Source organism: Actinocrinis sp. (assembly GCF_035938995.1).
GTDB lineage: Bacteria > Actinomycetota > Actinomycetes > Streptomycetales > Catenulisporaceae > DASZGI01.
The window spans coordinates 1-20273 of the sequence record NZ_DASZGI010000304.1 but is presented as its reverse complement, the minus strand read 5'-3'; the positions used below and the strand labels follow the sequence as shown (position 1 = coordinate 20273).

The window sequence follows — 20273 nt, the reverse complement described above, 5'->3', positions numbered from 1 at the left end:
CACGATGATCAGCTCCCTGATGGTGAGTAACCGCGGCGAGATCGCCCGCCGGGTCTTCCGTACGTGCCGCGATCTGGGCATCGCGACCGTCGCCGTGTACTCCGATGCCGACGCCGATGCGCCGCACGTGCGCGAGGCCGACACCGCGGTGAGGCTCCCCGGCTCCGCCGCGGCCGACACCTACCTGCGCGGCGAACTGCTGGTGCGCGCCGCCCTGGACGCCGGGGCCGACGCCGTCCACCCCGGCTACGGATTCCTCTCCGAGAACGCCGAGTTCGCCCAGCGGGTCCTGGACGCCGGGCTGACCTGGATCGGGCCGCCGCCGCGGGCGATCGCGGATATGGGCTCGAAGACGCGTGCCAAGACGCTGATGGCAGCCTCGGGGGTGCCGGTCCTCGGCGCCGTCGACCCGGACGCCGCGACCGCCGCCGACCTGCCGCTGCTGGTCAAGGCCGCGGCCGGGGGCGGCGGGCGCGGCATGCGGATCGTGCGCGCGCTCAGCGATCTGCCCGCCGCTCTGGCCGCGGCCCGTGCCGAGGCGGCGTCAGCGTTCGGCTCGGACGAAGTGTTCTGCGAGCCGTACCTCGAGACCGGTCGGCACGTGGAAGTCCAGGTGCTGGCCGACACGCACGGCACGGTGTGGACGCTCGGCGAGCGCGACTGTTCGCTCCAGCGCCGCCACCAGAAGGTGATCGAGGAGAGCCCCGCGCCCGGGCTTGCCGACGACACCCGCCGCCGGATGGCCGAGGCCGCGGCCGCGGCGGCGCGGGCGATCGGCTACGCCGGTGCCGGAACCGTGGAGTTCCTGCTCGGCGCGGACGGCCGCTTCTTCTTCCTCGAGATGAACACGCGCCTGCAGGTCGAGCACCCGGTCACCGAGTGCGTGACAGGACTCGACCTCGTGGCGCTTCAGCTGCGGATCGCCGAAGGCGCCGCGCTGACCGGCGAGCCGCCTGCCCCGCGCGGCCATGCCATCGAGGCCCGCCTCTACGCGGAAGACCCGGCACGCGACTGGCGGCCGCAGACCGGGACGATCCATCGCTTCGACTTCCCCGGCGAGACGACGACCTTTGCGCCGGTGACCTTCGCAACAGGGCCGGCCGAAAGCGGCCTGCGCATCGACTCAGGGGTCGACGACGGGACGGTGGTCGGCGCGGACTACGACGCGATGCTGGCCAAGGCCGTCGCGTGGGCGCCGACCCGAACCGCGGCGGCGCGCCGGCTCGCCGACGCCCTCGCCCGGGCCCGCATCCACGGCGTCGACACCAACCGGGACCTTCTCGTCAGGGCGCTGCGCCACCCGGAATTCCTGAGCGGCGCGGTCGACACCGACTTCCTGGCGCGGCACCGCGACGCACTGCTGACGGAGTCGAAGGACGGCCTGCCCGCGCTCGGCGCAGTCGCCGCCGCGCTCGCCGACGCCGCCGCGCGCCGGGGGACCGGACCGTTACCCCGCGACCTCCCGTCCGGATGGCGCAACCTCCCCGCGCAGCCGCAGGTCAAGCGGTTTCAGACCACTGACGGCACGCAGTACGAGGTCAGATACCGGTTCGGCCGCGACGGACTCGAACTCGAGGGACTGCCGGGCGTGCGGCTGATCTCGAGCGCACCGGACCGCGTCGTCCTCGAAAGCGACGGCGTGCGGCGTACGTTCGACGTATCCGTATACGCCGCCGCCGACACGGTCTGGGTGGACACGCCCGGCCTGCACGCCGCCTACCGGCCGATCAGCCGCTTCCCCGAGCCCACCGAACACGTCGCGCCCGGCTCGCTGCTCGCCCCGATGCCCGGCACCGTCGTGCGCATCGCGTTCGGGGAGGGCGATCCGGTCGCCGCGGGCCGCCCGCTGCTCTGGCTCGAGGCGATGAAGATGGAGCACGAGGTCGCCTCCCCGACCGACGGCGTACTCGCCGAGCTTCGCGTACGCCCCGGCCAACAGGTCGAAGTCGGCGCGGTGCTCGCCGTCGTCGAACCGCATCCCGCCGCGCCGTCCGCAGACTCCGCAGGAACCGACGAGGCCGCCACCACCGGAAGCAAAGGACTGACGTCGTGACCGCGCGCCCCACCGCCGCCCCCCGCGCAATATTCGACACCGAGGAGCGCCTCGCGCTGCGCGACGCGGTCGCCGCCCTCGGCCGCCGCTACGGCGGCGCCTACATGATGGAGCGCGCGCGCACCGGGCGGCCCACCGACGACCTGTGGGCCGAAGCCGGTCGCCTCGGCTACCTCGGGGTGAACCTGCCCGAGGAGTACGGCGGCGGAGGAGGCGGCGTCGCAGACCTCGTCGTCGTGCTCGAGGAACTGTCCGCGGCCGGCTGCCCGCTGCTGCTGCTCGTCGTGACCCCCGCGATCTGCGGCAGCGTCATCGCCCGCTTCGGCACCGAGCCGCAGAAGCACCGCTGGCTGCCCGGATTCGCCGACGGCAGCCTGCGCATGGCCTTCGCGATCACCGAACCCGACGCCGGTTCGAACTCGCACCGCCTGGCCACCGTCGGCCGCCGGGACGGCGACGACTGGATCCTGAACGGCCGCAAGGTGTTCATCTCGGCCGTCGACTGGGCCGACGCGGTCCTCGTCGTCGGGCGCACCGAGGACGCCCGCACCGGCAAGCTCAAACCCGCCCTGTTCATCGTCCCGCGCGAGACGCCAGGGTTCGAATACCGGCCGATCCCGATGGAGATCGTCTCCCCGGAGCGCCAGTTCGAGCTCTACTTCGACGACGTGCGGCTGCCCGCCGACGCGCTCGTCGGCGACGAGGACGCCGGGCTGCTGCAACTGTTCGCCGGGCTCAACCCCGAGCGCATCATGGCCTCCGCGTTCGCGACCGGCATCGCGCGCTACGCCCTAGACAAGGCGGTCGACTACGCCAAGACCCGCGCCGTCTGGGGCGTGCCGATCGGCGCGCACCAGGGCCTGGCGCACCCGCTGGCCCAGTGCCGGATCGAGATCGAGCTTGCCAGGCTGATGACGCAGAAGGCCGCGACCCTCTACGACGCCGGGGACGACATGGCCGCCGGGGAGGCGGCGAACATGGCCAAGTACGCGGCCGGGGAGGCGGCGGTGCGCACCGTCGACCAAGCCGTGCAGACCCTCGGCGGCAACGGCCTGACGCAGGAGTACGGGCTGGCCGCGCTGCTGTCCGTGGTGCGGATCGGGCGCGTCGCCCCGGTCAGCCGCGAGATGGTGCTGAACTTCGTCGCGCAACACACCCTCGGCCTGCCGAGGTCGTACTGAAGACCGGAGTGCGATGATCTCTCTTCGAACCCGGCCGTGACCGCGCGGCCGCACCCAGCACCCCAGCCGGAAAGGGGCCCGTGCGCATGACCGAACCGCTCGTCCGATACGGCGTGGCCGAGGCGGTGGCCACGCTCACCCTCGACTCGCCCGCCAACCGCAACGCGCTGTCCTCGCGGCTGGTCGCCGAACTCGAGGAAGGACTGACCCGGGCGGCCGCCGACCCGGAGGTGCGGGCCATCGTGCTCAGCCACACCGGGACCGTCTTCTGCGCGGGCGCCGACCTGACCGAGGCGACCTCGGGCGATCCGGGCTCCGCGCCGCGACTCCTGGTCAAGCTCATGCGCGCCATCGTGGAGCTGCCGAAACCCGTCGTGGCCCGCGCCGATGGGCACGTGCGCGCCGGCGGCCTCGGACTACTCGGCGCCTGCGACCTCGCCGTCGCCGGTCCGGCCGCCACCTTCGCCTTCACCGAGGTACGGCTCGGCCTCGCACCGGCCGTCATCTCGCTGCCGCTGCTGCCCCGCCTCAATCCCCGCGCGGCGGCCTGCTGGTACCTGACCGGCGCCACCTTCGACGGGCCCGAGGCCGAGCGCATCGGCCTGGTGACCGGCCACGGCCCCGACGCCGACGCAGTGCTCGCGCCGTACCTCGACGCGCTGTGCAAGGCCTCGCCGCAGGGCTTGGCCGAGACCAAGCGGCTGGTCACGGCGGAGGTCCTGCGGGTGTTCGACCGCGACGGGGAGGAGATGGCCGAGCTGTCCGCGCGGCTGTTCGGCTCAGTGGAGGCGCAGGAGGGCATGCACGCCTTCCTCGAGCGGCGGCCGCCGTCCTGGGCGCGCTGACCGTGGCCGGTACCGTCGCGCGCGCGCCGCAGCAGGACCGCAGCCGGGTCACCCGGCAACGGCTGCTCGAAGCCGCCGTCGGATGCCTGGCCGAGTACGGATGGAGCGGCAGCACGGTCGCGGTGGTGGCCGAGCGCGCCGGAGTCACCCGAGGCGCCGCGCAGCACCACTTCCCCACCCGGGAGGATCTGTTCACCGCGGCAGTGGAGCACGTCGCCGCGGAACGGCTCGCGACCCTGCACCAGCACGCGGCGGAGCTGCCGCCGCCCGGCTCAGCGCGCACCGAGGCCGTCGTCGACATGCTCGTGCGCCTTTACACCGGCCAACTCTTCCGCGCCGCGCTGCACCTTTGGGTGGCCGCGGCGACTGAGGAGCCGCTGCGCGAGCGCGTGGTTGCGTTGGAGAACAAGGTCGGGCGGGAAGCCCATCGCGCCGCAGTCGGCTTCCTCGGCGTCGACGAGAACGCCGAAGGGGTGCGCGAGACCGTGCAGGCGACGCTCGACATGGCCCGTGGCCTGGGGCTGGCCAACCTGCTGAGCGACGACTCGGCGCGGCGGGCCCGCGTGGTGCGGCGCTGGTCCGCGATCATCGACGCGATGCGCACCTGAGCTGGCGTCAGCTCGGCGCAGGGTGCCCTGAGTGCGCCGGTGCGTGCACCCGGCGAGCACCCCGAACGGGCGACGAGGACGTAACCGGCAGGGCGCTGCCTCGTCATACGGGGCGTGGAAGAGATCGACATCGACCGGCTGACCGTCGCGGAGCTGGTCATGCTGCTGGACCGGTCGCTGGACCCGGACCTGCCTGTGCCGCTGCTGGAAAGTGCGCAGCAGCGGCTGACCGAGCTCGATCCGCGGACCATGCCGGCCCGACCCGGCCCGCCGAAGGCGGTGTCCGCGCCCAAGCCCGATGCGCGGTCGCTGAACTAAGAAGCCGGCGTAGTAAGGGGACAGCTTAATAAGAGGACAGCGTCACGGCCCTCGGGATCACGCGTCCCACACGACGCGAAGCGTCTGCGGCTTGCGGAAGACCAGCCCTCGCGGCCCGTCAGCCAAGCCCTGCGCCGGATCCATGCGCAGACCCGGCAGTCCCGCGATCAGTGCGCTGACAGCATCGCGGGCCTCCATGCGTGCCAGGTGCGCACCCGGGCAGAAGTGCGGGCCGCGGGCGAACGCCAACTGCTTGCGGGAGTTCGGGCGGCGCAGATCGAACCGGTCCGGCTCGTCGAAGACCGCCGGATCGCGGTTCGCGGCCGCGAGCGACACCCGTACCAGCTCTCCGGCGCGGATGTCGGCGCCGCCGATCGACACGTCCCGGGTCGCGTACCGGTCCACAACCGATGCCGCCGGTTCCAGGCGCAACGACTCCTCGACGGCGTCGCCCGCGAGATCCGGATCGGCGCGCACGAGGGCGAGCTGTTCGGGGTCTGGGAGCAGGTGGTAGACGACATTGGCGATCATCGCGTCCGTGGTCTCGATGCCGCCGAACATCAGCACCGCCGCATTGGAGACGATCTCGCTGGGAGTAAGGGTGCTGTGCGCAGCCGCGTCCGCGAGAAGCGAGGCCGCGTCACCGTCGCGCGGTGCGATGGAGGCGTGCACGGTCTCCCCGAGTTCCGCGAACGCCGCCGCCGCGGCCGGGCGCGGGGGTTGGCCGGCCGTGATGTCCGAGACGGCGCCGACGATCGCTGCGTACCAGGCCAGCACGGTGGCAGCGTCGGCGCCCGAGATGCCCAAGGCCCGCGCCACGACGGCGACGGCGAGCGGGCCAGCGAATTCGGCGCGCAGATCGGCCGCGCCGCGCGGGCGCAGAGCGGAGAGCAGGCGCTCGGTTTCCTCCTGCACGAACGCTGCGAAGCGCTCCTCGACCTTGGCCGGATAGAAGGGCTCGACGAAGGGGCCGCGGTGGCGGGCGTGTTCGGGCCCGTCGAGCGAGAGCATGCTCGGGCCGATGACGCGGGCGGTGGAGAAACGCGGGTCGTCGACGGTGAACGTGCGCGCGTCCCGCATCACGTCGAGCGCCAGGTCGTAGCCGGTGACGAGCCAGCCGTCGAGCACCGGCAGCCAGGAGACCGGCTCCTGCGCGCGCAGCCGGGCCGACACGGGGTGCGGATCGCCCTCGAGTTCGGCGAGCGTGACAGCGGCGCCGAGCGGAAAGCCAACAGGCGGGCGCCGGCCGACGCGCGCCGTGGGAGTGGTCACGGAGCGCGCCGTCCGGCGCCCGGTCCTGCGGTCATCTCTCCACGCTAGCAGGGGTGCCGGCGCGGATGATCAGCTGACGCGGTGGGGCAGCGTCATGCTTTCGATCAGGGGAGGTTCCACTGCTGGTTGGTGTTGCCGGAGCAGGCCCAGATCTGGGCTTGGGTGCCGGAGCCGCCATAGCCCGTGTCGTCGAGGCACTTGCCGGACTGCGGGTTGTAGAGCGAGCCGTTCGATTGCGGGATGAAGACCTGTGCGCCTGTGTTATTACAGTCGTATAGGTCGACTGTTGTGCCGTTCGCTGTGCCGCCGCCGTTGATATCCAAGCACTTACCTAGGGCGTGCAGAGTGCTGCCGGCCTGGACCACGGACCACTGCTGCGCGTTGGTGCCATTGCAGGTGTAGACCTGAACCGGGGTGAAGTTGGCGCTGTTGGCGCCGCGCACGTCGAGGCACAGGCCGTTGTAGCGGTTGGTGATCTGGCCGGACCCGGGCGGCGGCGGGGGCGGCGGGCCGCCGCCACCGTTCGTGGTGTACGCGGCGACGTAGTCGACCTGCATGGTGCCGCCGGACGAGGTCGCGCCGGTCGGCGTGGTGCAGCCGCAGACGCCGTTGGGGTAGGCGCCGCCGATGGCCAGGTCGAGGATGATCGACAGGTTGTGGTCGAAGGCGGCCTGCCAGGTCGAGGTGCCGACCTGCCCCTCGGTGACGGTGAAGTAGGAGTTGCCGTCGAGGTAGAAGGTGATCGACTCGGCCGAGGTGTTGGTGCGGTCGAGGATCATCGTGTAGGTGTGGAAGCCGGACTGGCAGCCGCCGCAGCCGCGCAGCCCGCTGCCGATGCCGTTGGGCTCGTTGCAGGGACCGCCGGGGTCGACGCCGCAGTGGATGGTGCCGGACAGCTCGGACAGCGAGTTGACGTCCTCCATGATGTCGATCTCGCCGTTCTCGGGCCATTGGCCGGGACCGAGCATCCAGAACGCCGGCCAGTAGCCGGGGCCGCCGTTGGGCTGGTCGATGTTGGCGGTGACCTCCAGCTTGCCGCCGGCCGGGGCGCCGACGTTGGCGGAGGTGGTCTGCACGCGGCCGGAGGTCCAGCCGCCGTTGTTGAGGGCGGTGATGTCGAGGTTGCCGTTGCCGTCCAGGTGGACGTTGGCGGTGGAGTTGGTCATGTTCTCGATCTCGCCGGTGCCCCACACGCCCTGGCCGGTGTCGTACATCCACTGGCCGTCGATCCCGCTGCCCGCGGAACCGTTGAAGTCGTCGGCGAACACCTGGGTCCAGCCGGACGGCGGACCGGGCAGTGCGGCCTGGGCGGTGGTGGCGAAGGTGATCCCGAACAGCAAGGCGCTGATCGGTGCCAGCACGGCGATCAGCAGGAGTGGGAGCCGGAGGCGGCGGCGCCGGGGCGCGTCGCCCGCGGCGGGCGGGGGCGATCTGAACAGTCCGAACAAGGTGCGACCTCCATGGGGTCCGCCCGCCGCGTCGTGCGGGACGCGTGGACGGGAGTGGGTCGGCGAGTCCGGCGGCGGGGGAGGGGAGTCGCCCGCAATCGGACTGGATCCGTGTTCGGTTGACAGCGCCGTGGCAACCGGGAGATGAAACGTTGGAAACGTTTCCGGGGGCTGATTATGTGGGCGGTAGCGCGGATCGTCAACCCTACCTTTGGTGATGCTGAGGGGGAACGGGGATCGCCACGTCACGCCCGATCTTCAAAGCCTGCCGAAATCGCGCCGATCCACGGCCGTCATCGCGTCTCGGCCACCATCGAAGAACCCTCATGCTCCGCGCTCGCCGGCGCTTTTCCGAATTCGATCCGCATCACGAATCTGCGCACGCTGGGATGGCTGACTTCCTCGAATCCGGCCTCCTCGAAAACCTGCCGGGCGCCGACGTGCAGTTCGCCCCAGGTGATCTCCTTTCCGGGTTCGGTGACCATCGGGTAGGCCTCCAGCGCCCGGGCTCCGCGCTCCCGGGCGAAGTCCACCGCGGCTCGAGCCAGCGGATACGTCAGGCCGCGGCCCCGATACCGCTTGCGGACCACGAAGCACGTCACGGCCCAGACGTCCGGGTCGTCCTTGTCCTCCTGCCGCCCGCTCCACGGCACGCGCAGCGTGCGCAGCTTCGGGTACGCCGTGCGCGGCTCGACCGCCACCCAGCCCGCAGGCTGGTCCTCGACGTAGGCGATCAGGCCGCCGGTTTCGGCGGCGAGCGGGATGTCGCAGGCGGTCTGGTCGCGCAGCATCGCGGTCCGCTGCTCCCAGGTCGAGTCGCGCCAGATCCAGCCGACGACCTTGAACCGCTGGCACTGGCAGCGGCGCGAATCGGCGCCGTCGAAGACGTCCTGCACGTCCTGCCACGTGGCCTCGTTCGCCGGAACGATCCGCAGGGAATCCTGCGTGACCGGGGTCCTGCGCGCGGTCGACCCGTTCGCCGACGTCGCGGCGGATTCGCGTCGGCCCGACCGGCGAACGTGGTCGCCGACAGCGGGTGAGCGCAAAGTGGTGTCCTCGGCCATGTCCGGCACCTTAGGCTCTGTTCCGGTCAATGTGCTTCCGGAACGTGGAGGAAGTGTGAAGCCCGACACGAGCCCCACCGCGCGGGCGCTGCTGGCCCTGGAGTTGCTTCAGGCGGGCCCCGGCATCACCGCCGACCGGCTCGCCGACAAGCTCGGCGTGACCGAGCGCGCCGCCCGCCGCTATATCGGTATCCTGCGCGAGGCGGGCATCCCGGTCGAATCGATCCGCGGGCCCTACGGCGGGTACCGGCTCGGCCGGGGGCTGCGGCTGCCCCCGCTGGTCTTCACGGCCGCCGAGGCGCTCGGCCTGGTCATGGCCGTGCTCGACGGCCATCACGACGCGGGCGACCCCACGGACCTGGTCGGCAGCGCGCTCGGCAAGATCATGCGGGCGCTTCCGGAACCGGTGGCCGCCCAGGCCGAAGCCGTCCGCCGCACCACGGCGCCAGCACCAGACCGCAGCGCGGCACGCCCGGCGCCGGAGACCACGACCGCGCTGGTGCGGGCGTGCTCGGACCGTCGGCGGGTGCGGCTCGGCTACTGCTCCGAGTCCGGCTCGCAGTGGGAAGGCGATGCGGACCCGTGGGCGGTCGTGGTGCGCCACGGCCGGTGGTACCTGCTGTGCTGGTCCCACAAGGTCGGCGCCCGGCGCGCTTACCGAATCGACCGGGTCCGCGCGGTGGAGGTGCTCGAGGAAAGTTTCATCCCGCCGGCCGACCTCGATCCGGTCGGCATGCTCGAGGACCATCTCGCCGTCGGATGGGAGTACGAGGCCGAGGTGGTCATCGACGCACCGATCGACAAGCTGGCGCCGTGCGTCCCCCGAGCGCTCGGCAGGCTCGAGCCGCTCGACGACGGGACCACCCGCCTCGTCGGCAGCACCAGCAACCCCGCCTGGTACGCCGAACAGCTGGCGGCCGTCCCCGCGCCGTTCCGCATCGAGCGGTCGCGCGAGATCCAGGACGCCGCGTCGCGGTTGGGGCAGCGGCTGCTCGCGGCTGCCGCGCGGTCTCACTGAGCTCGCGCCGCGCCACTAACAGGCCCACGGGATCGAGGGAGCTGTGAGGGTGGGCCCGCGGATGAAGCGGGCTGTCCAGGGTGGGTCAGCGGCTGGCGATCCCCACGGCTGCGGATATGGACTCCGCCGTGCGAGGAGCCTTGACTCGGGCTTGAGACGGCGATGGCCACCGCCGTCTCCCGAATCCCGTTCCGCAGTGTCCAATTAACAGGCCCCATGGGTCGAGGGAGCTGTCAGAGTGGGCCCACTGACACGGTCGGCGCAATCGCGTGACATCAACCGTAGGCGGCTCTACGAGACGTCCATCGGGCCGAGATGGCTCTCGCGCATCGGGCTGGGATGTCGCTCGCCGCAAATAACTGAGCTTCCCTCTTTATTTATCTCTGTATAGGAGTTACCTTTGAGGCATGAAGGCTACATCCGAGATCACGGCACCCGGCGCCGAGGCTGACGCTTCGGCGTTGGCCGGCGAGTTCGCGGCGTTGCTCGGCGGGATTCAGCGTGCGGCGCGGCGGCGGGTTCGGCGCGAGCTGGGTCTCGAACCGCTGAGCGGCGCCCAGGTCGAGCTGTTGCGGCTGGTGGCCTCCCAGCCCGGGATCGGCGTGTCGGCGGCCGCGCGTGAGCTGCGGCTGGCCGGGAACTCGGTCTCGGCGCTGGTCAACCAGCTCTCCGCGCGCGGCTACCTGATCCGCTCGACAGACCCCGTCGACCGGCGCGCCGCCCACCTCAGCGCTTCGCCCGCCGGGCTCGACCGGCTGGCGCGCTGGTCGGATCGGCGTACCGCGTTGTTCGCCGAACTGATTGGCGGGCTCTCGTCGGACGACGCGGCGGCCGTCGCTGCGGCCCTGCCCGCGCTGCGCCGGATCGCAGACCGCCTGATGAGCTCCACGGCCCTCCCGGGCGACGATTCGGGCGAGGACGGCTTTGCGAACCAAGGAAGTGAGGTGGAGGGAAGATGAGCGCTTCAGTGGACAATGCGGACACCAACGCGCCGCCGCCCGTGGCGGCACCGGCGCAGGCCCGCGGTTCAGACCCCGGTGCTGCCGATGCGGATCCGGGCTTGAATGCGAACGTCGACGCGGATCCGGGCTCCGGCGCGGTCCCGGCGTTGCAGTGCACGGGCCTGGTCTACGCGTTCAAGCAGTTCCGGGCCGTCGACGAGGTGGACCTGCTGGTCGAACCGGGCACCGTCTACGGCCTGCTCGGCCCGAACGGCGCCGGGAAGACGACCGCGATCCGTGCCATCACGACCCTGCTCCCCGTGCCGCCCCGCATGGTGCGGGTCTTCGGGATCGACGCCGCGCGCGACCCGATGGCGGTGCGCCGGCTCTTGGGCTACGTGCCGCAGCAGTTGTCTGCCGACTCGGCGCTGACCGGCCGGGAGAACGTCGCCATGTTCGCCCGCCTCTTCGACGTGCCCAGCAAACGCCGGGCCGCCCGCGTCGCGTCCGCTTTGGACGCCGTGGGCCTTTCCGACGCCGCGGACCGGATGGCTGGCACCTACTCCGGCGGCATGATCCGTCGCCTGGAACTCGCCCAGGCACTGGTCTCCGCTCCGCGCCTGCTCATCCTCGACGAGCCCACGATCGGCCTCGACCCGATCGCCCGGGCCTCGGTGTGGGAGCGCATCGGCGAGGTGCGGGCCGCTACCGGCATGACGGTCTTCGTCACCACCCACTACATGGACGAGGCCGACCAGTACTGCGATCTCATCTCGCTGATGCACCGCGCCAAGATCCGGGCCACCGGCACCCCGGCCGAGCTCAAGGCCTCGCTCGGCTCGCCCGGCGCGACGCTCGAGGACGTCTTCCGCCACTACACCGGCGACACGCTCGACGAACCGACCAGGGAGGGATTCCGCGATGTCCGTAGCACCCGTCGAACAGCGGCTCGGCTTCGCTGAGCCGGTCGCGCTGCGCACCGGCTGGCGCGTGCTGCCGTCCCGCATTTTCACGCTGTGCGTCGTCGAGCTGCAGAAGATCCGGCACGACCGCACCGAGATCTATACCCGTGCGATCCAGCCGGTGCTCTGGCTGGCCGTATACGGCGAGACCTTCACTCGCATCCGCGCGATCCCCACCGGCAAGGTCCCTTACCTGGACTACCTGGCCCCGGGCATCATCGCGCAGTCGGCCATGTTCATCGCCATCTTCTACGGCATCCAGATCATCTGGGAGCGGGACGCCGGCGTGCTCACCAAACTCCTGGTGACGCCCACCCCGCGCGCCGCCCTGATCACCGGCAAGGCCTTCGCCGCCGGGGTCAAGGCACTGATCCAGGCGCTGGTGGTGCTGGTCTTCGCGGCGATCCTCGGCGTGGGCATGACCGCCAACCCGCTCAAACTGCTCGGCGTCGCGGTGCTCGTGGTGCTCGGCTCCGGGTTCTTCTCCTGCCTGTCGATGTCGATCGCCGGCATCGTGCTGAGCCGCGACCGGCTGATGGGCATCGGCCAGGCCATCACCATGCCGCTGTTCTTCTCCTCCACGGCGCTCTACCCGATCTCGGTGATGCCCGGCTGGCTCCAGCCGATCACCCGGGTCAATCCGCTGACCTACGAGGTGGACGGCCTGCGCAGCCTCCTGATCGGAACCGGCGGGCACCTGCCGCTCGACTTCGCCGTGCTGTTCGGGGCGACCGTGCTGTCGATCACCGCCGCGTCCGCCCTGCTGCCGCGGCTGGCGCGGTGACCGCCATGGCGACGCGGATCCGCATGGATTGTCACGATCCTCGGGAATAGTCCGACTCGCGCGCCCTCCGTGAGATGATGTTCCATCCGTGGCGGTATGGCACGGATGCACACTCGGGAGGCGCGCCGGTGAAACGCACGCTCGTGCTGCGGGCACGCATCATCGGGGGATTCGCCCTGGCGTTCCTCCTCGTGGCCGGGATCGCCTCATGGCTGGCCCTCATCGTCACCCCGGCGCAGTCGGTGTCCACGGCGGGCCAGACCGTCGCGGTCGGCGCCGCCCGCCCTGGTCTGAGCCTTTCCGGCCCCGGCGAGCTGGACCTGTTCGGCCAGGCCATGGCGACCCGGCAGCAGTTCAGCGGCCTGATCCGCCCCCGGCTCGAGCTGACCCGCATCACCATCGACGACCAGCTGACCCAGTTCGTCCAGAGCTCCGACAAGCGCGCGGCGGCCGGCGGCCTCAGCTCCGCGCTGGTCTCCGGCTGGCGGCACTACTTCGTCTGGCAGACCGTGATCACCGCCGGGTTCGCGGTGCTGTTGCTGCTCGCGCTCGCCGGTGCGCGCCACTACCCGCGCCCGAAGATGGTGCGGGTCGTGGGCATCGGCACGCTGGTCGCGATCGTGGCCAACGTGGTCGCCGTGGTGGCCTTCGCCGCCGGCACCCCGGGCACCCTGCGCCAGGTCAAGTCCCTGGACGACTTGGTCGGATCGAGCCGGCCGGGCGCCGCGCCGCGCCCGGCCGGCGACGTCCGGCCGGGCGTGCAGGCCGTGGTGATCGGCGACTCGACCGCGGCGGGGCTCGGCAACCCGCTGGTCGACAAGCCCAGCGCGCTGGACACCGCCTGCGGCCGCAGCGCCGACTCCTACGCTGCGGATCTGGCGGCGGTCAACGGCTGGAACGTGCTCAACCTGGCGTGCAGCGGAGCCACCGCGTCCGAGGGCATCCTCGGCGTGCAGTACATCGGCAACCAGGTCGCGCCGCCGCAGTTCAGCCTTCTGGAGCAGGCAGACCGGGCCACGGTCGTCGCGGTCAGCATCGGCGCCAACGACCTGCAGTGGCACAGCATGGCAGTGCTCTGCGCACTCGCCGCGACCTGTGACGACCAGGCCTCGACCGCGTACTTCCAGTCCAACCTGGCCGGATTCACGAGGGACTACTACGAACTGCTGCACGACCTGGCCGCCCTGCCGCAGCATCCCCAAGTGCTGATCAACGAGTACTTCGCCCCGTTCGGCAGCGACGTGAGCTGCTTGACCCAGGCTGGCTTCACGGAGGCGAAGGTCAGTGTCCTGCTGTCGCGGCTGGGAACCCTGAACACGGTGCTCAAGGACGGCGCCCAGACCTTCGGCTTCACCCCGGTCCAGCCCCGCTTCGACGGCCACGAACTGTGCACGTCGCAGCCCTATGTGCAGGGCCTGCACGACAGCGCCCCGCTGCACCCGACCGCCGCCGGCGAGTTGGCGATCGCGCTGGCTGACCAGCAGGCGCTGGCGAAGCAGGACACCTCGGTGAACGCGGCGGGGGAGACGGCGAAGAGCTAGGAGCTGGAAGCGGGGCGGGGCGGGCGTTGGGAAGCGGACCGCGGGGAAGTTCGCTGGGGCGGGGGGTCAGCCGTCGAGATCGGGGCCGGCGTCGCGGATCCGCTCGACGGTGCGCATCGCGTCGCGCAGCTCCGCCATCCACGACTCGGCCCGCTCGCCGACCTGCCGCACGCACCAGGCCAGCGCGTCGGCGCGGCTGCGCGCCACCCCGGCGTCGACCAGGGTGTCGAGCACCTGGCGGTCGCGCTGGCGCAGCCGGGTCATCATCGGCACCGCGAGCGTGGTGAACGGCTGCGTGGTCTCGCCGCAGCGCACCCACCACGACACCTTGCGTCGGAACTTGTGCTCAGCCTCGGAGGCGACACGTATGCGCGACTCCCGGGTGCGCTCGCGGAACTCTTTGATCCGGCCTTCGCGGGCGGCGGCGCGCTCGGCCTCGGAGGCGTCGTCCGCCGTCTCGGGTTCGGGGATGCGGCCGACGATGGTGATCTCCTCGCGGTCGACCGTCACCTCGGGCGGCCCGTCGAACAGATCCTGGGGGAGGCGGCCGGTGAACCAGCCGCGGATGGTCTCGGTGACCTCGTCCTGAGTAGCCATGCCTCGATGATTACATGATTACAGCTTTACGGAAGCAAATTCTCGTTCGCCCTGCGCGAACGGCACCCTAAGACCTCTCAGGTACCGCTGCGGCCCGCGTCAGGCCAGGCTGATCCCGGCACAGGCGATCAACGGGGGATCGCGTGTCCGGCAGATCGGCGGCCCCGATCTCGTCCGGGCACGTCGTGTCGCCTGTGCCAAAAAACGTGTAACTCTCAACTTGTCGTTTAAGTGGCGCGGCGCGGTTTGGTGCCTTTCTTGTGGTGGGCGGGACGCTCGTAGGCCTCGCCGGTGGCGAGGATCCGTCCCACGTCGTGGCGGGGTGCCGGACGGCGGTTCTTCGAGCCCTTTGGGCGTCCGGGGCCGGGGTAGGTGGGTTTCGGTGCACCGGCTGGCGAGCCGGTCTTCGCGCAGGTTCCGAAACCCGCGGCGTACCCGGGCCGGGGTCAGCCGGCCCGGAGCGGCGGGCCGCTCCCAGGGGCGGCGCAAGTCCTCGGTCAGGTGGCGGGCCAGGCGCAACTGGGTGTGCGCGGCGAGGATCAACCACGTCCAGCGATTAGGAAGAGCTAGCGATAGGGGGCATCTCTCATGAAGATGGGCGACCGCAGGTGGTGGGTGCTGATCGCGCTCGCGCTGCGCGCCGGAGACCACCCGGAATCCGACTACGTGGGCTACATCGCCCTGCTCGACTCAGCCCTCGAACACCTCGAGCGCGGCCTGCCGCTCTGACGGTCCCGAGCACCCATATCGCTGCCTTATGTCTCCCTTGACCAATCGGGGCCATCAACCCTCCGACGTGCGTTGACGCGCCGAATCGGGCTGAACCATAGTGAGACGCACTCCGCCACGGCGCCGGCGGATCGGGTCGCCCCGCGCGACCCGTCCGTCCAACCACGCCGACGGCAAGGAGGAACGGGCCGGATGTCTCTCCGAACCGTCCTGCGCAGTTTCCGCGAAACACTCACGCTTCGAACCCGCACACGCAAAGTGCGCGTCGTCGGCGCCGGGAGCGCCGTACTGCTCGCCGCACTTGCCGTGGCAGCACCCTTTCTCGCCCAGAGCGCCAGCGCCGTCGGCACGAGCAGCCTGCCCACCTGTCCGTTCTGGACCAACGTGACGCCGCCCGCGCGCACCACCACGCCGTGGGTGCCCCCGCAGCAGACCGCGTCCCCGGTGAATCTGACCGGCCGCCTGCCCGCCCCCTCCGGCATCACCGGCTCGCTGTCCGGCAGCCAGGTGACCATCACCTTCAACCGGGTCCCGGGCGCTCAGGCCTACCGCGTCTGGCGCAACGGCCAGTCAGTGGCCTGGATCACCGACTGGGGGCAGCCCGCCCTCACGGCCACTGACACCGCCCCCTGCCAGAACGCCTTCTACACCGTGGTCGCCCTGGCCGACCAGAGCGGCTCGGACGCGGCGATGGGCCAGCTCTCCGTGCCGTATCAGCTCTCGTCGAGCGGCGCGGTCGTGCCCTGGCAGACCCCGGTCGGCAGCACCATCAACATGACGGTGACCTCCTACAACGACGGCGGTCTGACCGCGTCCGGGTACAACTCCCAACTCGGCGTCTGCGCCGTCGACCCGCGCGTGATCCCCTGGGGCACGTACTTCACCGTCCCCGGATACGGGACCTGCTACGCCGGCGACATCGGCACCTGGATCCAGAACCACACCGTGGACGTGTGGCTGCCCGGGTCGCAGGCGAACGGCTGGGGCGTGCAGTCGCGCACGATCACGATCATCGCCAACCCGTACGGATCCACGACGCCCTCGAGCCCGAGCGCGAATCCCAGTGCGAGCGCGAGTGTGAGCGCCAGCGCCTCTCCGTCGGCATCGCCGTCCGTGCCTGCGTCCCCGTCGGCCAGCGCCAGCGCCAGCTCCACCCCTCCGGCCACCGGCAACCTGGTGGCCAACTCCGGGTTCGAGACCGGCGCGCTCAGCCCGTGGACGTGTGACTCCGGGACCGGCGCCGTCGTCTCGTCGCCGACCCACTCCGGCTCGCACGCACTCCAGCTCACCCCGACCTCATCCGACGACGCCCAGTGCTCGCAGAGCGTCGCGGTCCAGCCGAACACGACATACAAGCTGACCGTGTGGGTGCAGGGGAACTACGCGTACCTGGGCGCGAACGTCCCCGGCGGCACAGCCTCGAGCACCTGGACGCCCGGGGCCTCCGGCTGGACCCAGCTGAGCACGTCCATCACCACCGGGGCGAGCACGACATCCGTCACCGTCTGGGTGCACGGCTGGTACGGCCAATCCGTCGTCGACGTCGACGACGTGTCGCTCAGCTCCTGACGCGTCCGCGGCTCACTGCGGCGGCTCGATCACCACGCGCCGCCGCAGGTCCCGCTTCATCCGCCGGCCCAGCCGCCGCGTCTCGTGGTGGTTCATCGCCGCCCCCAGCGCCGCGCCGCTCAGTAGCGGCCCGAGCGAGACCAGGTCGCGGCCGGTGCGCAGCGCGATCCGGCGGCGCAGCCGTTTGGCCGCGACCGAGCCGGCCGCGATCGTGGCGTCGGCGGGCGCGACGGCGCCGCGCTGCTGGGCCCAGGCGCCGACGTAGGCCAGCGCCCGCTCGCGCGGCGCGCCGCCGACCGGCGTGTCGTACACCTCGTGCAGTTCGGCGACCAGCTTGATCTCGATGCCGATCACCACGACCGACTCGGTGGCCAGCTCGACCGGCCAGGCGAACGGGATCGGCAGGAAGGCGGCCGCGCCGGTCGCCGCGCCCACCGCAGCGGCGGCCCGCGCCGCCCGCGCGATCAGCTCGTCCGCGATCTGGTCCGGACCGCGCCCGGGATAACGCTTCCTCAGCGCCGCCCCGCTGTTCACGGTCAGCTCGGGCGCCAGCCGCACGATGCGGTTGGTCAGGGCCTCGAGGGACCACACGCCACGCCCGGTGACCATGCCGCCGGCCCGCTTGCCGCTGTCCATCATCCGGGTCAGCAGCGCACGGCGCACCGGTTCGCTCTCGGTCTCCGCCAGCGCACCGATCAGGGCCGCATCCGACTCGGGGTCCGTCTCAGGAGTCTCCGGACTGGCCGCGTCCTGAGGTATCTCCGCACCGGTCATCGCTCGCGCCTCCGCTTCCCCTGGTCGGCGAAATCTTCCAGGCCGCACTATGCACCTATCCCGGTGATGCGCTTCAACGCGCTCCCAGGCTTCCGATTAACTCTCACGGGTGATTCGGTGACCGCGCACATGACTTCGGGGTCTGGGTTTGGTGTCGTTGTCTCGGGTGGGGACGGCGCGCGACGCGCCGACTGCCGCACCGCTCAGGTGATCAGGAGGGGCGTGCCGTCATGCAACCTTTCGTGTTGCCCGATTTCTACATGCCGTACCCAGCGCGCCTCAACCCGAACGTGGACCGCGCCCGCGAGCACAGCCGTGAGTGGGCCGACGAGATGGGCTTCTTCGAGCCACAGGGCGGCCGGCACATCTGGGACGAAAGCGATCTCGGCAAGCACGACTACGGCCTGATGTGCGCCTACACCCATCCCGACTGCGACGGTCCGGAGCTGGACCTGGTGACGGACTGGTACGTATGGGTGTTCTACTTCGACGATCACTTCCTCGAGCTCTACAAGCGGCCGCAGGACAAGGCGGGCGCGAAGGCCTACCTCGACCGCCTCCCCGCCTTCATGCCGGTCGAATGCGGCCTGATGCCGGAACCGACCAATCCGGTCGAGCGCGGTCTCGCCGATCTTTGGACGCGCACCGTGCCCCGCATGTCCACGGGGTGGCGCCGCCGCTTCGCCCGCAGCACCCAGAACCTGCTCGAGGAATCGCTCTGGGAGCTGTCCCACATCACCACCGGGCAGGTCGCCAACCCGATCGAGTACATCGAGATGCGCCGCAAGGTCGGCGGCGCGCCCTGGTCGGCCGACATCGTCGAGCACGCGAACGGGATGGAGGTGCCCGACAACCTCGCCGCCACCCGGCCGATCCGCGTGCTGAAGGAGACCTTCGCCGACGCCGTGCACCTGCGCAACGACCTGTTCTCCTACCAGCGCGAGGTCGAGGAGGAGGGGGAGCTGAGCAACAGCGTGCTGGTCTTCGAGCGCTTCCTCGGCTACTCGACCCAGCGCGCCGCCGACACCGTCAACGAGCTGCTCACCTCCCGGCTCCAGCAGTTCGAGCACACCGCGCTGACCGAGGTGCCCGAACTGCTCGCGCTGACCGGCGCCGATCCGGCGCAGGCGGCGGCAGTGACCGCGTACGCGAAGGGTCTGCAGGACTGGCAGTCCGGCGGACACGAGTGGCACATGCGCTCGAGCCGCTACATGAATCAGGAGGCGCGCCGCCCGCTCGGCGGCCCGACCGGCCTCGGCACCGTGACGGCTGGGCTCGGCAGAGTGCGGCAGCACTCGCACATCCCACATGAGGAGACCGGTCCGCTCCCGCTGCCCACGCTCAGCGTGCCGTTCCCGCTGCGCCTGAACCCGAACCTGCAGGGCGCGCGCGAGGCGATACGCGTGTGGGCGCGCAGCACGGGCATGGTGGCTCCGACGTCCACGTACCAGACGCCTGGCGGCGCGCTGTGGAGCAAACGCGACTTGGAGACCTTCGACTTCGCCCTGTGCGCGGCCGGTCTCGACCCGGACGGGCCCGCCGCGGAGCTCAACCTCGGCTCCCTGTGGCTGACCTGGGGCACCTACGCCGACGACTACTACCCGGCCGTGTTCTCCCGCGGCAAGGACCTGCCCGGCGCGATCGCCCAGGCGCAGCGCCTCTCCCGCCTGATGCCGATCGACGAGTCCGAACTCGGCGAACTGCCGGCCCCCGCGAACCCGATGGAGACGGGCCTGGCGGAGCTGTGGCAGCGCGCGACCGCGACCATGGCCACCGCGCACAAGCGCAGACTCCGCACGACCGTCGAGGGCATGGTCGAAGCCTGGATCTGGGAGGTGTCCAACGAGATCGTCGGACGCATCCCGGACCCGGTCGACTACGTCGAGATGCGCCGCGACACCTTCGGCGCGCCGCTGACGATGGAACTGGCCCGGATCAAGCACGGCGAGCTGGTCCCGCCCGAGCTCTACCGCTCGCGTGTCGTGCAGGACCTGGAGAACACCGCCGCCGACTACTGCTGCATGCTCAACGACCTGTTCTCTTTCCAGAAGGAGATCCAGTTCGAGGGCGAGAGACACAACATCGTCCTGGTCGTCGACAACTTCCTCCGCTGCGGGCGGGAGCGCGCCGTCGAGCTCGTGGCGGACCTGATGGCGGCCCGACTGGAGCAGTTCCAGCACGTCATCGCCTACGAGCTGCCCGCCTTCTACGCGGACCGGGCGGTCGAGCCGCCGGTCCGGGCGGTGCTCGACCGGCGGGCCCGCGAGCTGCAGGACTGGATCGCGGCGATCCTCAACTGGCACCGCGCGGTCGGCCGGTACAAGGAGCCCGACCTCTACCGGCGCTTCCGGCCGACCAGGGCGCAGGCGGTGGCGATCGAGGGCCCCACCGGGATCGGCACCGGCGCGAGCCACGTGGACGACCTGATCGCGACGCAGCACTGAAGACCCCCTGACGTCTGACGCGTCTGACGGCTCACGCATCCGGCGTCCGACGCCTCTGACCCGAGACCTGCCTGCACCGATGGACTCGTGCGCGCCCGATCGGACCCACACGATCGGGCGCGCAC

The 20273-nt window shown here is 71.2% G+C and carries 18 protein-coding genes and 1 pseudogene; 13 read left to right on the top strand and 6 right to left on the bottom strand.

Annotated elements, in window-relative coordinates; all coding sequences use genetic code 11:
• Positions 1 to 4: 4 nt before the first annotated feature.
• From VGZ32_RS21235 to VGZ32_RS21215, 5 genes are all read left to right on the top strand, one after another.
• On the top strand, positions 5 to 2053 hold the full coding sequence (locus VGZ32_RS21235) for an acetyl/propionyl/methylcrotonyl-CoA carboxylase subunit alpha (RefSeq protein WP_326887884.1): 2049 nt from the start codon (positions 5 to 7) through the stop codon (positions 2051 to 2053).
• Positions 2050 to 3234, top strand: a complete 1185-nt coding sequence (locus tag VGZ32_RS21230; protein WP_326887882.1) for an acyl-CoA dehydrogenase — start codon at positions 2050 to 2052, stop codon at positions 3232 to 3234. The genes VGZ32_RS21235 and VGZ32_RS21230 overlap by 4 nt, the downstream gene beginning before the upstream one ends.
• Positions 3235 to 3320: 86 nt before the next feature.
• Positions 3321 to 4079, top strand: a complete 759-nt coding sequence (locus tag VGZ32_RS21225; protein WP_326887881.1) for an enoyl-CoA hydratase family protein — start codon at positions 3321 to 3323, stop codon at positions 4077 to 4079.
• Positions 4067 to 4687 carry a TetR/AcrR family transcriptional regulator gene (locus tag VGZ32_RS21220; protein WP_349263698.1) on the top strand — a complete coding sequence of 207 codons (621 nt, stop codon included), beginning with the start codon at positions 4067 to 4069 and terminating at the stop codon, positions 4685 to 4687. Before VGZ32_RS21225 ends, VGZ32_RS21220 begins: the two co-directional genes overlap by 13 nt.
• Positions 4688 to 4801: 114 nt before the next feature.
• A complete protein-coding gene (locus tag VGZ32_RS21215) occupies positions 4802 to 5005 on the top strand; it encodes a hypothetical protein (protein WP_326887877.1) in 204 nt (67 codons plus the stop codon).
• Between the two features lie 57 nt (positions 5006 to 5062).
• Here VGZ32_RS21215 and VGZ32_RS21210 read toward each other — a convergent pair whose 3' ends face one another.
• The 3 genes from VGZ32_RS21210 to VGZ32_RS21200 form a co-directional block, all read right to left on the bottom strand.
• Positions 5063 to 6277 carry a cytochrome P450 gene (locus VGZ32_RS21210; protein ID WP_326887876.1) on the bottom strand — a complete coding sequence of 405 codons (1215 nt, stop codon included), beginning with the start codon at positions 6275 to 6277 and terminating at the stop codon, positions 5063 to 5065.
• A gap of 104 nt (positions 6278 to 6381) precedes the next feature.
• Positions 6382 to 7725, bottom strand: coding sequence for a ricin-type beta-trefoil lectin domain protein (locus VGZ32_RS21205; protein ID WP_326887875.1), 1344 nt, complete (start codon positions 7723 to 7725; stop codon positions 6382 to 6384).
• A gap of 293 nt (positions 7726 to 8018) precedes the next feature.
• Positions 8019 to 8789, bottom strand: a complete 771-nt coding sequence (locus VGZ32_RS21200; RefSeq protein ID WP_326887873.1) for a GNAT family N-acetyltransferase — start codon at positions 8787 to 8789, stop codon at positions 8019 to 8021.
• Between the two features lie 55 nt (positions 8790 to 8844).
• On the opposite strand from VGZ32_RS21200, the gene VGZ32_RS21195 reads away from it, so the two are divergent.
• The 5 genes from VGZ32_RS21195 to VGZ32_RS21175 all read left to right on the top strand — a co-directional run bounded on the left by VGZ32_RS21195 (position 8845) and on the right by VGZ32_RS21175 (position 14035).
• Positions 8845 to 9807 (top strand): helix-turn-helix transcriptional regulator, encoded by a 963-nt coding sequence (locus tag VGZ32_RS21195; protein ID WP_326887872.1) that lies wholly within the window; start codon positions 8845 to 8847, stop codon positions 9805 to 9807.
• A gap of 407 nt (positions 9808 to 10214) precedes the next feature.
• Complete coding sequence (locus VGZ32_RS21190) at positions 10215 to 10766, top strand: MarR family winged helix-turn-helix transcriptional regulator (RefSeq protein ID WP_326887871.1); 552 nt, start codon at positions 10215 to 10217, stop codon at positions 10764 to 10766.
• A complete protein-coding gene (locus tag VGZ32_RS21185; protein ID WP_326887870.1) occupies positions 10763 to 11710 on the top strand; it encodes an ABC transporter ATP-binding protein in 948 nt (315 codons plus the stop codon). Before VGZ32_RS21190 ends, VGZ32_RS21185 begins: the two co-directional genes overlap by 4 nt.
• Complete coding sequence (locus VGZ32_RS21180) at positions 11670 to 12494, top strand: ABC transporter permease (protein WP_326887869.1); 825 nt, start codon at positions 11670 to 11672, stop codon at positions 12492 to 12494. The genes VGZ32_RS21185 and VGZ32_RS21180 overlap by 41 nt, the downstream gene beginning before the upstream one ends.
• Positions 12495 to 12622: 128 nt before the next feature.
• Positions 12623 to 14035 carry a GDSL-type esterase/lipase family protein gene (locus VGZ32_RS21175; RefSeq protein WP_326887868.1) on the top strand — a complete coding sequence of 471 codons (1413 nt, stop codon included), beginning with the start codon at positions 12623 to 12625 and terminating at the stop codon, positions 14033 to 14035.
• A gap of 66 nt (positions 14036 to 14101) precedes the next feature.
• Here VGZ32_RS21175 and VGZ32_RS21170 read toward each other — a convergent pair whose 3' ends face one another.
• Positions 14102 to 14632: a hypothetical protein gene (locus VGZ32_RS21170; protein ID WP_326887867.1), complete on the bottom strand. Its 531-nt coding sequence runs from the start codon at positions 14630 to 14632 to the stop codon at positions 14102 to 14104.
• A 227-nt stretch (positions 14633 to 14859) separates the two neighbouring features.
• A pseudogene (locus VGZ32_RS28845) lies at positions 14860 to 15190 on the bottom strand (transposase); the annotation flags it as partial.
• Positions 15191 to 15220: 30 nt separating this feature from the next.
• Here VGZ32_RS28845 and VGZ32_RS21165 point away from each other — a divergent pair.
• Both VGZ32_RS21165 and VGZ32_RS21160 read left to right on the top strand, forming a co-directional pair.
• On the top strand, positions 15221 to 15361 hold the full coding sequence (locus VGZ32_RS21165; RefSeq protein WP_326887866.1) for a hypothetical protein: 141 nt from the start codon (positions 15221 to 15223) through the stop codon (positions 15359 to 15361).
• Positions 15362 to 15553: 192 nt separating this feature from the next.
• Entirely contained in the window at positions 15554 to 16930 is a 1377-nt protein-coding gene (locus VGZ32_RS21160; protein ID WP_326887865.1) for a carbohydrate binding domain-containing protein, read from the top strand.
• A gap of 12 nt (positions 16931 to 16942) precedes the next feature.
• Here VGZ32_RS21160 and VGZ32_RS21155 read toward each other — a convergent pair whose 3' ends face one another.
• Entirely contained in the window at positions 16943 to 17704 is a 762-nt protein-coding gene (locus VGZ32_RS21155) for a hypothetical protein (RefSeq protein ID WP_326887864.1), read from the bottom strand.
• Positions 17705 to 17934: 230 nt separating this feature from the next.
• Between VGZ32_RS21155 and VGZ32_RS21150 the strand changes: the two genes are divergently transcribed.
• Positions 17935 to 20148 (top strand): terpene synthase family protein, encoded by a 2214-nt coding sequence (locus VGZ32_RS21150; RefSeq protein WP_326887863.1) that lies wholly within the window; start codon positions 17935 to 17937, stop codon positions 20146 to 20148.
• Positions 20149 to 20273 lie beyond the last annotated feature (125 nt).